This window comes from Bacteroides sp. RTP31139st1_H2_RTP31139_211217, from assembly GCF_040227615.1.
Classification (GTDB): Bacteria; Bacteroidota; Bacteroidia; order Bacteroidales; family Bacteroidaceae; genus Bacteroides; species Bacteroides uniformis.
On sequence record NZ_JBCNZM010000110.1, the window covers coordinates 1 to 15420 of the forward strand.

9 protein-coding genes are annotated in these 15420 nt (G+C 42.5%); all 9 read right to left on the reverse strand.

What is annotated here, in order from left to right; translation table 11 throughout:
- On the reverse strand, positions 1–1253 hold a 1253-nt coding region (locus ABUA47_RS16560; protein WP_349831780.1), incomplete at its 3' end, for a glycoside hydrolase family 97 N-terminal domain-containing protein.
- Between the two features lie 41 nt (positions 1254–1294).
- Positions 1295–4207 carry a GH116 family glycosyl hydrolase gene (locus ABUA47_RS16565; protein ID WP_118931261.1) on the reverse strand — a complete coding sequence of 971 codons (2913 nt, stop codon included), beginning with the start codon at positions 4205–4207 and terminating at the stop codon, positions 1295–1297.
- 93 nt (positions 4208–4300) lie between these two features.
- Complete coding sequence (locus ABUA47_RS16570) at positions 4301–6397, reverse strand: hypothetical protein (RefSeq protein ID WP_118931264.1); 2097 nt, start codon at positions 6395–6397, stop codon at positions 4301–4303.
- 22 nt (positions 6398–6419) lie between these two features.
- Entirely contained in the window at positions 6420–7826 is a 1407-nt protein-coding gene (locus ABUA47_RS16575) for a DUF4185 domain-containing protein (RefSeq protein ID WP_022400943.1), read from the reverse strand.
- Positions 7827–7920: 94 nt separating this feature from the next.
- Complete coding sequence (locus tag ABUA47_RS16580) at positions 7921–8334, reverse strand: DUF4945 domain-containing protein (RefSeq protein ID WP_225982630.1); 414 nt, start codon at positions 8332–8334, stop codon at positions 7921–7923.
- A 24-nt stretch (positions 8335–8358) separates the two neighbouring features.
- A complete protein-coding gene (locus tag ABUA47_RS16585; RefSeq protein WP_022400944.1) occupies positions 8359–10167 on the reverse strand; it encodes a RagB/SusD family nutrient uptake outer membrane protein in 1809 nt (602 codons plus the stop codon).
- A 13-nt stretch (positions 10168–10180) separates the two neighbouring features.
- On the reverse strand, positions 10181–13399 hold the full coding sequence (locus ABUA47_RS16590) for a SusC/RagA family TonB-linked outer membrane protein (RefSeq protein ID WP_215421380.1): 3219 nt from the start codon (positions 13397–13399) through the stop codon (positions 10181–10183).
- A gap of 97 nt (positions 13400–13496) precedes the next feature.
- On the reverse strand, positions 13497–14678 hold the full coding sequence (locus ABUA47_RS16595; RefSeq protein ID WP_215421379.1) for a glycoside hydrolase family 172 protein: 1182 nt from the start codon (positions 14676–14678) through the stop codon (positions 13497–13499).
- Positions 14679–14706: 28 nt separating this feature from the next.
- On the reverse strand, positions 14707–15420 hold a 714-nt coding region (locus ABUA47_RS16600; RefSeq protein ID WP_349831781.1), incomplete at its 5' end, for an FGGY-family carbohydrate kinase.

Below are 15420 nucleotides of genomic sequence, written 5' to 3' on the forward strand. Positions count from 1 at the left end.
CGGTCCATGAAGTCCACCATGAGTCCTTTTACTCCCCATCCCTCATAGAGCGCAAAGGCTTCTTCGAGTTTGTCGTACAACGGTCTCCAGTGTACCCACAGATGTATGCCAACCCCCTTGCTCCTTGCATATTCCACAATTCTCGGCATGTTCAGGCACGGTATCGGTTTTGTAACGTCCGCATTGGGTCCCGCCCATCCGAAATTGAAGTTGTCATCATAGTACCAAGGAGTCTCCGCATATCCGTAGATTCCATGTGCATCCAAGCCATTGCGTGCTGCAAAATCGATGTAGTACTTGTTTGTATCGAAGTTGTTTCCCGGAGAGAACGTGCTGTCCGGCACGACATTCCCGTTCCACCATGTGAACGTGGTCCTGCAAGGCTTAATCCATGAAGTGTCTTCAATCCTGCAGGGCTCGTTCAGGCTTGTTAGTATATTCGTCTCCAGCAATCCTCCCACCCGGTCTGCAACGGAGATTACGCGCCACGGGGTACGGTGCGGGAAACTGTCTGTCTCGACCTTTATCTTCTCCTGCCCCAGTTTTGGCGAGAGCTTTCCCACCAGTCCACCCTTCTCCTTCACCAGGTACATTCCCGCATAGTCCCTTATGGCCGCTTCAGTTATAACCACTGCCACCCCGTTGTCGAACTCGAATGTCGCCGGCATCTCTATCAGCCTTTTCCTTGCCACCTTGTCATATCTTACATGACTGTATACCCCTTCGTGTGTATTCACATACCCGGGCAGGTACATGAGCAACGCCATCGGGTTTCCTTGCAAGTTGAACTGTGTCCTTTCATCATACATCACGTATGAATCCCATGCTTTCTGTTCCGGAAATTCATATCTGAATGCTATCCCGTCATCGAATGCCCTTACAACCAGGTTTATCAGACGGCCGGAATCTGACCGTTCCTGCATGGGAACGGTCATTTCATTGCAACGGCTACGTACACTACTTGTCTTGCCGACAATGAGCTTGTATGTCTCATCAATCTTTTTACGCTGCACCTTTCCTGCTTTAAGATTCCTTCCGAACTCTCCGCTATCAAAGCTGAAACCAAGCAAAGAATTTGCTATAAGAGACTGCTTCCTATAGTCGATGTCATATGAAACACTCTCCGGCGTTACTTTCAGAGAAAATCTAAGTTTTCCGTCAGGAGACGATACAGACATTCTCTGCTGTGCAGAAACAGCTATAAAACAAAATAGTGCAACACACAAAACAAGAAGTTTCTTCTTCTCTGTCATCTTAATCTGTCTTTGATTGTACATCCCTATCCTAATTGACCTCAATCCACAATCTTGCCTGAAACATTATAGCGTTTCACATCAATGTTGCCATAAACCACGTTCAACACAGGCTTTCCTGCTTTCCATTCAATAGTTCCGAAACCGGTATCAGTACTGATGAAACTTTTGAAATCACCAATCTTAGAATTGATGTACATGGTTTTGTCAACAGCATCATACCGCACTCCTGTAAGCCCCTGCAACATTCCATAGCTTGCCATGGCACGTGCATACCAATGCCCGCACTCTATCTCATTGAATGGGTTTCTTACTCTTCCATCATATCTCTCACGGCATTCACGGACAATATCCAAGCCCTTTTCCACCTCACCTTTCATCATCAAATGACTGGCAACCTGATATTCGATACCGGTCCAGACTTCATTGCTGTATACAAAAGGCAGTGACAGCATACCACCCTTCGGCCATGTGCAAAGCAATAATCCGCCATCCTTACCACAAGCATACACCGGTCTTTGAGGATTGAAATGGTCTACCAAGTCATGTTTCAGATTGTATTTGTGTACGGCCACCAGATGGCTCCTGACCTTTTCATTGTCCAGCACTTCATCCAGTCCGCATACGGAAGCCATCCACATCCCTAAAATTCCATCGGACAGACAACCGGTACCGTATTGGTATTTTGGCCCTTCTTCCTTCAGCAATTTCAGGGCCTCATCGGAATAACTTCCCCCGAAAGACATTACATCAACCGGATTGGGAGCCTGAAGCCCTTCCCACTGAATCTTCTGTATGAAATATTCTCCATCGAAGAGTGCAGTTTCCATATATTTCTTGCCCTTTGACAGCAGGGCCGTATATTCCTTAACGGGTTGCTTCAGCTCCTTGCCCATCTCTATAAACGCAGTCAAAGCTCCCAAATAGAAACTTGTACACATGCCGTCCGGTCCCCAGAACTCGATGTCATAAGTATTGTGGTGCGGCTCTTCAAGATAGCCCTTATGCAAGGGGTCCCATGTACGGATGCAATAGTCAAGACTCTTTTTCACTGCCGGGAAAAGGTCTTTCATCCACTGTGTATCCCCGCTGATACGCCATTCACGGTAAACTTTCATAATCCCGCCCAACTGTCCGTCGGCAGCAGCATGGAAGTTGTGAGGCGGTGCCGAAATAGGCAAGTTGACTCTAAAATTCTGGTGTCCTTCCGTATTCTGGCTTACCCTGAATTCCGTTTCACGCAAGGTTCTTTCCAAAGACGGGAACAAATGGGGCAAAGCCTGTGCATAGTTCCACACATGCGTACAACTTCCGTGACAAGAGCCAAAAGAATCCTGACATCCTTCCCAAGCCCAAAATCTTCCATCCCATTGACGTAATACCGTAGGAGATTTCAATATAGTTAAATTAGTAGCAACAGCCTCCAGTACTTCTGCCGGCAAAGAGGAACTATAGAATGCATCACTGAACAGCCGGCTGTTCTTTTCCAGCATCGCCTGATTTGCATCCCAATAGCCGATAACCTCATTCAAACTCTTGAAACGCTCCGAGTACCAAGGTCTGTAGGTAGCTTCGACATCTCCTTCATCTGCCAGGAATTGTTTTTCTTCCTCAGAAGAATCCACAACCTGCCAGTCTCCCCAACTGTTGCTTTCAAAATCGGCAAGTAAGGTGGATGTAGAAGACAAGTTGTAAATATCTTCATTCCTATTGTCTGTCAACACAAACTGGTCGGCCAGAATATGTCCCCACGGGTAAACATCCAAATCAATGACTTTCACAAAAGCCTTCTTTCCTTGATAAGGTTTCAAATCCCATACGGTTTCACTCAGAGTCTCCGTCTGATTTCCGACCGCCGTCTCTACAATCTTTCCGTCTACTACAAGATTTACAGAAGTACGGTCAGCCTGACTGCCTCCACCTACCAGAAACTTCAGATATCTTTTCCCAATATTGAACTCAGGAGACTGAATAATACCCGTCAGTCCATCTCCACCCTTATCGAACGAGTTCAGCAACTGCTTGCCGACAAAGCCGCTCACAGGTTGCTGACCGGAAGCCGTTCCCTTGCAGGGCATTCCCGTAAATGCCTGTCCTACCTTTCTGGCACCACCGATAGAAAGGTTTGAATCGGGCAGATACCAGCAGAAGTTTACCTTGACTGTTTTTGTCTCTCCCGGCTGCAACGTCAGCGGAACATAAACAGATGCTCCCGGAGCAACACCCTTAACCGGCTGCTTATCAGCAATCCGCCCATAGCGAATATTATCCCAAACCACAGTCTGCGGATCGAACCAGGCACCACGGAACCAACAATGGTCTACAACAGCAACAGCATTGTCCACATAAATAGCTAGCCCACTGTTGTTCTGATCGGATTCTAAAACAAACCCGTTCTTTACCCCTCGGATAGTACCCTGACCATCTATGAAATTTTTGGTATTATAAGAAAATACCGTCTCGATAGCCTTACCGGAAGTATTTGTAAATTGATATTCCAGTACTCCAACCGGCAAACTGGAATTGTCCACATCCGTCGGAATGAAAGGACTCCAACCCGTAATCTTTGCAGCCAAAGGCATATCCTTGTCTTTCAAATCTACAGTTGCAAAAGGGAAACGTGCCTGGAATACCGCTTCTTCAAAGCGTGGAAGACCGTACGTCTTGTCTCCCCTACCTAAACCACTCTGTGCAGGACCAAATAACTTCCAAGTCGGAACCTGCCCTTCCAATACCTTTGCTCCGTTCTCAACCCCCTTTACATAAATCGCAGCAAAGGTATACGGCTCATTCATCACATCAGGATGGTGTCTGAGAGACACATGCGAAATGGCACCGGTTCCCTCCAAACAGAACATTCCGGCGCCGATTCCCCCTATAGGAAATGCAATCTTATCCAGATATTCCTTTTGATACTTACCGTTAAACTCCCGCCCTTCACTGTTCTGGGACATTGCTTTACCCGGAAACAGTATAGCCACATTAAATAGGGCCAATAAGGTTAAAGTTGATCTTACCATAGTTGAATTATTAATGTTAACGAATCATTATTCTATTTTTCCAAATTTATCAAGGATGCGGTTGTACGCTTCAGCCGCTGCTCCATTTCCCCAATCATAGATTGTAAACTCACCCATACCTTCACCTGCCGGATTTGTACGGCCGCCATGCCCGTAATTTTCCATCATGAATCCATAATCCTCTGAAGCAAAGAACGGATGAACTTTTTCCCATTGCTGTTTGGTTTGAGGATTTTCAGTACAATACATCATTACAAAAGATGCCTTAAGTGCAGCATATCCCCGTTCTATATACTCTGGCTTATCAAGAAGTTTTCCATATTGAATGATGAGTTCGGAAAAAAGACTTTCGCGTGAATCATTCCATTCACCATCGGCATTCAACACACCAAAACCACCCAATACATTTACATACATGTATGGCGGCTGCCACGATGCTTGGGTCATCAGCAATTCATCAAGTGTACGCTGTCCATAATCAAGATATTCTTTATTTGAGGTAAGACGATAGCACTCCAGTAAGGCTTCAGCTGTCCAGAACATTGAAAAATTATTCTGTTTATGCATATTGTTCCGCAAAACTTTTTTACCTACCAAGTTATCCGAACCGTAACGAGAACAAGACCAATAGGTTTCAAAGTCTTCCCACTTCCCAACCGGGATAATTTCATGGATAACTGCATTCATAGCTCTAAATGCTGCCCGTTTATACTCTTCCTTATGTGTAAGCTCATACAGTTTAAGTAAAAAAGTAACTGATAAAGATGTTTCAGGAGAAGCATTCAAATGGTTCATCGGCTGCATTGTCTTTAAGTCAAGCCAGCCAGGGAAAAAACCATTTTCATACTGTATTCCAAGTAAAGCCATCGCATAATCTTCTGCATAAGCCAAAAGACGGGCATCTTTTTCTAATTCATCATACCACCGAAGCATCAACAATGCTGTCCAACTCATATCAAGAATATGATACGGAGATTCTTTCGGATTCCAGGTATAAGGATTTCTGTTGGAATTTCCCCAATAATAGGTATTCCACCCCTTGCTCCGATTATACTTTTTACCATCAATCTCTACTTCATGCATTTCCGTACCGATAAGTCCATAGAAAAAACCATTCCTCTGCGGAAATGACAGAGCCAGTTCTTTTGTCAAATTTGCTTTTGCAAGAAGCTCCCTATTACCGGTTCTTCTTGCATATCGATATAATCCACTTGCAGAACGCAATGAACTGAACCATGCCTGATTCCAGATAGAACGAAATTCACGTTCATTAATCTCTCCCGGATAATTAGGACTTTGAGTAACATTCACAATGAATACGGGAGCACCCACTTTTTTCCCATCTAACTCAAATTGCTGCCACACATTTTCTGACCATGAATTAAAAGCCCAATTATAAGTATGTTTCACATACGTTTCTAGGTTTTCCTTCACCGGATTACCTTTCTCATATGCAGCATGCCCCCATCGACTCCACATAAATTCTAACGGCTTATTAAAAGGATTCCGCAATACTTCCTTGCTATCAGAATACATCAAATAAAAGCCTATTTCAATATCTCCTTTTGGGTAAGTAGTTTCTTGATCACGCTCAAACAGAACGTGTTCGGATACATGGTTATTACACATTCCGAGAATAAGTGTATTAGAGGATGCGTCCATATCCATATACCATCGTACAGGAGTCCCCTTCTGCATAATATCCAAATCGGGAATAAGAATAAGAGTTTGATGATCGTCTGCTACAATAAGGGCAGGAGAACGGAATACATGTTGATCGATGACATTTCTATCAGTAGGAGTAAGATGTGGCGCCCAATGGAACGAAGGTAAAAAATCCGGCTTTACGGCTATACGCCAATCACCTTGTTGAACAGAGTTTTTAAGCGAAAAAGAAAGGTTTATGTACAAAGTGTTGTTATCTATCACTTTCACATGGCTTTTTCCTCTCTCAATTCCTAATAAATCATACTGTATAGCATCAATAGCTTTACTAAAATTCTTCGGAAAAACACCCTTATTCAACTCAATTCTCTCTTGTGCATCCCAATGCTCTTGAGCACAGATGCCTATGTTGGACATTATCATCCAAACAAAAGTTATAATTAATGTGCGTGTGTTCATGATATTATATTTATCAATATAATTAAAACTCTCCCATATCAGCCAATTCAGCCTTCATTAAAAAAACATTATAAGGCATCCACATTGACATCGTAAAATATAAATTATCACCAGTTACCGACAACGGATGAATGTAAGAACCATACAATTGGGCATACTCTCTACCATTAGCAAGCTCATAGGGTTCACTCCATGGGCCAGTTATGTCTTCTGCCGTACGCATAGTTATATTATATCTATCTGCATTGAAATAAGCAATTATCCATTTCTTATGTGTCTCGTTATATATAAAAGAAAGTTCACCAACCTTATCTTCTATTAATACTGTTGCCTCATTTTCATTGCCTTTTATCCATTGATTAGTAAAAGCATTCCAATATTCATAAGCTGTCTTATTCTCAATATCTGTTTCATGAAATCGTGCTAATTTAGCATTGCTATCCCTCCCCGTTTGAGTACCTATCATATAAACATATCCATCTTTCTTAAAGTACCCTACCTGGCCAAAAAAACTATAAGATGAGAAGGTTATATCTTTACATTTAGCCCATGTCAAACCATTATCAACCGACTTATATATTCCCGAATAATTTGTAATCCATCCCGTCCAATTTCTCATATTAAAATAATGCACATAATCTATTCCATTAGCACGAATAGCAGCTGTTGGGATAGAAGTCCAATCACCATTACCTGACGAATCTTTTCCCCCATATACTATCTCGCGGGCATACCCTTTATCATCAGTAGCCATATTGCTGAATGACAATCCATCTTCTAAATCATTATCCTCCGAGAAAGCCAGCACATTACTACGCCAACTCCCTCCGTTAGGTCCAGGATTAGCCAGATTAGGCTTAAAGTCATACCCAAAAGTATCACCAAAGAAAATTCCATATTTTCCGGGCTGCATCTCCCAAATAATGCCAAGATCTGTTCCTCCTACATTCCATTTTGTCGCAGTATTATTAGGGTTTGGGAAGTTTTCTCCGTCCATAGAACTACCAGTTACACGAGCAGTACGACTGACGCTTCGGATAAAGAATCCCCAACGGTTATCCACATTCAAAGAAAGGTCATTCGATTTGTTTCCATCTTTATAAACTGCTACCAATATCAATCTAAAATTCTGGGGATCCGTCTTCTGAACCACATAATTAAATACATAATCTGCAGTTAACTCATTTCTATCTATTTTGACTGAATAACTATTTCCTCCACTTTTTCGAACCATCAGATAATCTATGGCATCTATATTCTTAAAATTCAGAATCGTTGAAACAACCTTCGTGTCTTTATTTGGAATCAGAAAAGTTTTCGCAGAGATAATCTCATCAACTGGTATAAAAGGCTCATTTTCCTCTTTATCCGAACAAGAAAACAACAAGAATATAGAGAAAGAAAGAACCATAAATAGAATATTTTTCATAGCGTCTGTTTTAAGTCAGTTTACTGTATCTATAGATGCAGTACACGGGAAGCATAGAAATACCGGACTGCATCTATGATACAGCAAACTTTAATTATTGAATGTCAATTACCTGACCTTCGGAGTATATTCTGCTGGATATTCCGGTTTCTACAACTTCGTCTGTCAAGTTTCCTACCAATTTTACAACAAATCTGTACCTTTTATTCGCATCGATTGCAATGCCTTCGGCAAATGTCCCTTCATTACCAATGGTTATCACATCTCTATAGATGTCATTCTCCACTTTCTGAATACTTACTTCAAGAGGCCTCAAAAACTCATCAGGTATATTATCTGGAATTTGCCATGTCAACTTCACTGTATTCCCTTGTACTGAATAATCAAGGTTTTCCACTTTAGGCAAAATATAATGTGTTCCTTTACTGCCTACAACATCTCTGTCGTAACAACCAGTAAACAATAAACAAGTAAATATTACCATGCATATTCTTACTATATTTTTCATAATCATAATTCTAAAAGTTTAATATTAATATCCCGGATTTTGTGTATAATTACCTTTTGCCCACTTCATCTGAGCCTGTGATATGGGGAAGAATTCATCCCTACCAGCAGTAAAGCGTGCTATATTCATCCAGTCAAATCTATTTCTTTCCACTGCAAAATAAGCATTCATCGTTTTCTCCAGAGTTCCCCAACGCTGCAAGTCGAAGAAACGGCGTCCTTCACAAGCTAGTTCAAGACGGTTTTCCCATTCCATGGCCTTCCATGCAAATTCTTTGGTCCATGTACAATTCACACCAGGTTTATACAACTCACATTTGTAGTTCAGAATATAGCTTCCATCCGCAGTTTTCAGATTCTCAAGACTATTGGCGGCACGCTGACGAATTTTATTAATCAAAGGCAAAGCTTCATCTTGTCTGTCCAATTGAATTAGGACTTCTGCTTTCCATAGTATCACTTCATCATATCTGATTAATCTCTTGTTCATAGAGTTAAACTGCCAACCATCGTACAGCAAACAGTCACAATTAGGATGCGGTAATTCCTTCACAGATTTCAAATAACCATACTCAACACCATTACGAATACCACGAGCCTCAAAAATCAAATAAGGGTCATACTTCCAAGGCTGTCCGGGTGCACATATCGTATGACTGAAACGAGGGTCGAAAGTGTAGCGGTCGAAGAAAGCCTTATTACCGGCATCTACAAGTGTAATATCATCCGAACCATCGGCTTTCTTTATGTAATCACCATAGCAATCATCATTATAGGTATCAAACAACGGTAATCCATTTTCACCAGTCTTAAAAGCATTACCCATTGTATAGCTTGCATGATGGAAACCACAACACTGAAAACCTCCCCAATTCCACGGATGATTCAGTCCTTCACTTCTATTGATTTTACCCCCAGTAGAACTATTATCATTGATAGAATACTGAATCTCCCAAATGGATTCTTTCGTATTGTTATCAGACTCAATCATGAAATTCTCACCAAAATTGCTACATAAGTCCAAAGCTTTACCTTCTTGTTCCGTCAACTTGTTCAGATAAATCAAAGCTTCATTCAGCCGTTCTTTGTTTACATTAATCACCTGATGTCTCTCATCTTGCTCATAAGCCATAAACATCAATGTTCTTGCAACCATTGCCGTTGCCGCATTCTTATTGACTCTTCCTTTATCTATCTGTACTTCTGGAAGATATGACTCTGCATCCTTGAAATCCTTAAGAATTCTCTCCCACAGATACTGATCATTCGGATAGTTCTTGTCCCTATTCGGTACAGCCTCAAAATCTGCAGAAGTACCTGTTATAGTTTCATCCATGTAAGGTATATATTTGAAGAACTCTTTCAGTCTGAAATGAGTAAATCCGCGAAGAAACAGCATCTCACCCATTCGACTGTTCTTTACTGGAAAATCTTCTTCAGAAATCGGCTGCATTTTCTGGATTGCAGTATTACATCTTTGGATAACTTGATAAGAAACATACCAAGGGTAATCAATAGGCCAGCCATTAGGAGTCAAATTCACAAAGGTTTCCATATATCCCCATCCATCGCCGCCGTCCCAGACGCCTCCTCCTCCTTTATAAGAGTCATCAGAACGAAGAGAACCAGACCACCAAGGTGAGAATGGTGAATCCCAAGACGGAATATCTGTCATTCTTGCATAAGCAGCTGTTACAAAGCCTTCCATATCACTTGGTTTAACAAGCAAGTTCTCATCCAAAACTTGTTTGGGATTTACTTGTAGGAAATCCTCACATCCGGTCAAGCCGAATGTAGCGGTTAAAATCAATAATGATGATATAAACTTTTTCATTGTGTTTTTTTAATTAAAATGTAACATTAAGTCCGAAAGTCATTGTGAATGGAGTCAAATATCCATAACCAGACATTTCCGGGTCAAAACTTGTAAATTGGTCATCTCCCCAGAATTTCTTCAAAGTAAATACGTTTCTTGCAGAAGCATATACTCTCAAATTTTTCATCATCATCTTGTTGGTGATTTTAGCAGGAAAAGTATAACCCAATTCTATATTTCTCAACTTCAAGTAAGAACCATCTTCTATATAATAAGTAGACATTCTCTGTTCATTATTGGTCATAACATTTGTCATCGCCGGAATATCTGAATCAGGATTGTCAAACGACCAAGCATCCAATAATCTAGTCGGATGATTTTTTCCGACAGGAACGGAACCTGATATATGCCAAAAATCACTCTGACGCTTCCAATCATTACTTACCTGATTACCAAACACACCTTGGAAAAACATATTCAAATCAAAATTACGATATTTGAAATCGAAAGTGATTCCTCCAAAGAAATCTGGATCGGCTGTTCCGATATACGTTCTGTCAGTCAATTCATCTACACGACCATCACCATCCAAATCTTTATAACGAATTCGACCAATAGCTTTTCCTGGTTGTTCAGCATGGTTATCCACTTCCTCTTGTGTCTTGAAAATTCCATCAGCTACAAGACCATAAAATACATTGGGAGACCTACCAATAACGAAGTCACGGACACCATCTCCCGGATATTTATTAATTACGTTTTCAGGAAGCTCTGTCAATTTCGTCTTATAAGTACCTATATTTGCTGAAATAGTATACTGGAATTCGGCACTTGGGTCATTCCTAAAACTAACTTCAAATTCAAGACCTTGATTATTCATATTTGCACCATTAATCCAAGGTTCTCCACCTTCTCCCATCACAGCAATATAAGGAGTCTGTACAAGAATATCCTTTGTCTTCTTGAAATAGTATCCTAAAGAACCTGTAAGACGTTGGTTGAAAAATCCGAAGTCGACAGCCAAATCCGTCTGCGTAGTAGTTTCCCACTTCAAGTCAGGATTACCAAGCCAAGTTCTGCTATAACCGGAATACAAGGGACCACTCTCATTACCCTGAATAGGATAAGATGTTCCAAAATAATTTGTTGTAAACGGAGTGGTAGTATATCCTCTCGGAAGACCTTGCACACTTCCGTTTGCTCCCCAGCTAGCACGTAATTTAAGATCGGACAGAAAGTCAAAATCTTCCATAAAAGCTTCATCCTTGATTCTCCAACCAACGGAGAAAGCAGGGAAAGTAGCATAACGGTTATTCTCACCGAATAAAGAAGAACCGTCACGACGAACGGTAGCAGACAGCAAGTACTTTCCGTTATAAACATAGTTGGCCTTACCAAACAAAGAGAAATAGGTATATTCATCTGCAGAACTACCTAAGTTATATTTCTCTCCGGTAGTTACACCAATATGTGCAAAATCTCTATCTTCCAAATAAATACCTTCTCTTCTTGCAGAAAATCCTTCTTGAACGAATCTGGTTGCCTCAGTACCCAACACAACATCCAAATTGTGTTTACCAGTACTCAATGTATATGACAAAGTGTTAGTCCATACATAACTCAACGGATGTGATTGATAACTGCCTACATAGTTTTCTCCATCGCTATTTCTTCCTCCAGTTTCCGACCAAACACCATCAACAGCACGATTATAAGCATTGCCATAATCAAGACCGAACTGGGTTCTTGCCGAAATGCCTTTCCAAATATTCAAATCGAGGAAAATATTACCAATAATCTTCACATAATTATTGATATTATCCTTATTCATTGTCAATAATCGAACAGGGTTGGTAAAATCATCAAAACCCGGAGCACCAGCCCATCCACCATTTTCATCATATACAGGAGAGGCAGGAGGATTAATCATCGCCCACCATGTTTCACTTTGGTCTCTATACTGCAAATAAGATACTGCAAGATTTTCACCAACTTTCAAATGATTTTTTATCAAACTATATTCAGTATTAGCACGTATCGAATATTGTCTGAAGAATGTATGTATCTGTGTACCTTCATTATTGAAATAACCCAACGAGAACAAGCTTTTGGATTTCTCAGAACCATTAGAAATGGTCAACTGATGATTATGAGAAATAGCAGTCTGAAAAATTTCTCCCATCCAATCTGTATCACTTCCTCTTACAGTTTGGTCTGCATTAAGGTATTCAGCAACTTTAACTTCGTCCAAAACAGCTATTCCATTATCACCTCTATGCCATGTATAATTATACGCTGAAGGCAAAGAAATAGAAGTACCATATACTCTTTCATCATAAGCTTGAGCTTGGAATGCTGCTCTACCATATTGTTCAGCATTCATCAAAGTAGGTTTGTTCAATACAGTATTGATAGAAACACTACCATTATACTCAATGTTTGTCTTACCTGCTTGACCCTTTTTTGTCTGAATCAAAATAACACCACCGGAAGCTCTTGCACCATAAATAGAGGCAGATGCTGCATCTTTCAAAACTTGAATAGATTCAATATCACCAGAATTTATATCACGAAGATTCAAATTTTCAGTAGGCATACCATCCAAAACAATTAAAGGCTTAACTCCTCCCGAAAGAGAAGACAATCCACGAATCTGCACCGTAATTCCTTCAGCAGGATTACCACCATTTGTAGTGATATGCACACCAGCCATCTTTCCTTGTAATGACTTCATGGCATTGGCAGAAGCATTTTTCTTTAAATCACTCGCATTTGCCATTGCAACAGAACCTGTCAAATCCGCTTTCTTCTGTGTCATATAACCAGTGTATACCACAACTTCTGACAACATTGTAGCATCACTCTTCATGATAACATTCAAAAAGTTTAAGCCTTTAACCGAATATTCTTCCGTTTTTTGACCAATATAAGAAAAGACTAATATAGCCTTATCAGAAGGTATTTTTATAGAGTATTTTCCATCAATATCAGTCGTGGTACCGATAGTAGTTCCTTTAACAACAACATTCACTCCAATAAGAGGTTCATTCGTTCCTTCTTCCAAAACCGTTCCTTGTATTATCCTCTCTTGTTGAATCACGTTAGAAGTATCTATACCATGTCCAGATACTTGAATAAACTCTTTTGTCTCCGATACAGCCACAGAAAGAGGTAAACTATCCCCTGCATAAGCTGTCAATGATAACATTGATACCAATGCCACGAAACCATTTCTTTTGAAATATTTCATAATATAAATAAAAAAGGTTAATAAAATAATATTATTTACTATACAATACGTTTTTCCTAGAATTGTACTGCACAGCCTCTATACTCAAACTTTTATTTTACCATCTTGGAATTTCCAAACCGTCCTTGCTCGGCAAAGCCGGGAATTTGGCATGCGGCTCGGCCTGGTACCAGAAAGTGGTCGACGAGATATCCGACTTCTGGTTGTTGTAGCGTCCGTCATGACGCCATCCCAAATCCTGTATCGTGACCTTCAGGTCCTTGTCGAAGCGTACCGGGTCAAGGATATGCCAGCGGTACAGTCCGAAAGCGGTCACCGCACGGTACAGCCCGTCGGGACGGATTACCTGGTGCATGCCGGCATAAGGGGTGGTGAACTCCTGGTACTGGCGCGTCTTCTGGTTCTCGAAATTGTACGAACCGCAGATGTAGTCCTCAACCCCGGTCCCGCAGATAGTCGGGTATTCCCTGTCACCGTCCATGTAGAACTTGATTTCCCCTTCACCCCACCAGCAGTTGTCGTTTACACGCCATGCCAGGTAGGTACCCACGTACTGTCCCTTGCCCTTCACACCGTCAATCAGCGTGTGCAGCGACCCCTGGGTCGGGTTGGAGCGGCGGAACTGCGCGTGGAAGTAGGCCTCGTCCTCAGGAACTTCTGTCAAGGTGTAGTTGATTTGGTAGTACAGGCGCATCTCCTCGGCGGTGTTGATGTTCTCCAGCGTGATACGGGCTTTCTTGCGGAAAGGCATCTTCCAGTAGCAGTTGAAGGCGCTGCCCGGATTCACGCAAACGGCCAGTGAGGAGAGCTGTGCATATTCATTGTATGCGCTGCAGAAGAAGTCACCCACCGGACATTCGACGGAAGGCTCCTTCTCGTCGTCCCAGTACATTCTCAGGATGGAGAAGCGCCAGTTCCCGGTCGGTGTCATCCAGATCTGCTGGATGGCTCCCGGACCCTCGATTTCCGCAATCGTGATTGTCTCTCCCGGTTTCACGATGATGAAGGGGTTTACCTTCCAACCCTTGCCCAGGTCCTTGGCCGCATGATGAGCGTTGGCCACATTGCGCTGATCCTTGTCCCTGACCGGATCGGCCATGCCGCCCTTGCCCTTCTCGCCCGTGAAGTTCTCAGGGCTGATGGAACGTGTCTTCGCATCGGACAGTCTTGACAGGTTACCCATGTTCATGTCCAGACCGTTGAACGGGTAGTTGCTTTGGGCGTAAACACCCACGGTGGCCATGCATAAGGCCGCCAAAATTAATGATTTGATTCTCATGTTTTAAATAGATTAATGGTTTGTATATTTAGTTAATGGTTTCAGCAAGTTTTGCCAGTTCAAGATATTTCTTGTATAGTTTTTCGTAGATGAGGGCTCTTTTCTCATCCGGCCGGTATTCAGCCTCGATGTCCGACCCCATGTGCCTTGTCGCCTCGTTGATATCCTTGTACACCCCTGCGGCAACTGCCGCGAACATTGCCGCTCCCAAGGCACAGGTCTGTTCCGAGCGTACCACACGGATAGGCATGTCCAGCACGTCCGCCAGCGTCTGCATCACGAAGGGCGCCTTCTTGCTGATACCTCCGATGGCATTGACCGAATCAATGCGCAGCCCCTGGCCCTTCATATGCTCCACAATACGGCGGGAACCGAAGGCGGTGGCTTCCACCAGCGCACGGAATATTTCCGGGGCGCTGGTACCCAGCGTGAGTCCCGCAACGGCACCCTTCACGTTCTGGTCCGCATCGGGGGTACGGCGGCCGTTCATCCAGTCCAGGGCGACAACACCGTCCTCGGAGGGTTCCATGTCCTGGGCCTCACGGGTGAGTTCCACCAGCATGCCGTCCAGAACTTTCTGCCTGGCCTCCCCTCCGGGGATATCTTTCAGTGTCCATGCCAGCATCTTCCTGAACCAGGCGTAGATGTCTCCGAAAGCCGACTGCCCGGCTTCGAAACCGATGAATCCCGGAAGCACCGAACCGTCCACCTGGCCGCAGATTCCCTTGATACAGCGTCCGCC

Coding starts and splice junctions, on each gene's coding strand:
- ABUA47_RS16565 (WP_118931261.1), bottom strand. CDS start 4,207: ATGTCCCAGAACAGTGAAGGGCGGGAGTTTAACGGTAAGTATCAAAAG.
- ABUA47_RS16570 (WP_118931264.1), bottom strand. CDS start 6,397: ATGAACACACGCACATTAATTATAACTTTTGTTTGGATGATAATGTCC.
- ABUA47_RS16575 (WP_022400943.1), bottom strand. CDS start 7,826: ATGAAAAATATTCTATTTATGGTTCTTTCTTTCTCTATATTCTTGTTG.
- ABUA47_RS16580 (WP_225982630.1), bottom strand. CDS start 8,334: ATGAAAAATATAGTAAGAATATGCATGGTAATATTTACTTGTTTATTG.
- ABUA47_RS16585 (WP_022400944.1), bottom strand. CDS start 10,167: ATGAAAAAGTTTATATCATCATTATTGATTTTAACCGCTACATTCGGC.
- ABUA47_RS16590 (WP_215421380.1), bottom strand. CDS start 13,399: ATGAAATATTTCAAAAGAAATGGTTTCGTGGCATTGGTATCAATGTTA.
- ABUA47_RS16595 (WP_215421379.1), bottom strand. CDS start 14,678: ATGAGAATCAAATCATTAATTTTGGCGGCCTTATGCATGGCCACCGTG.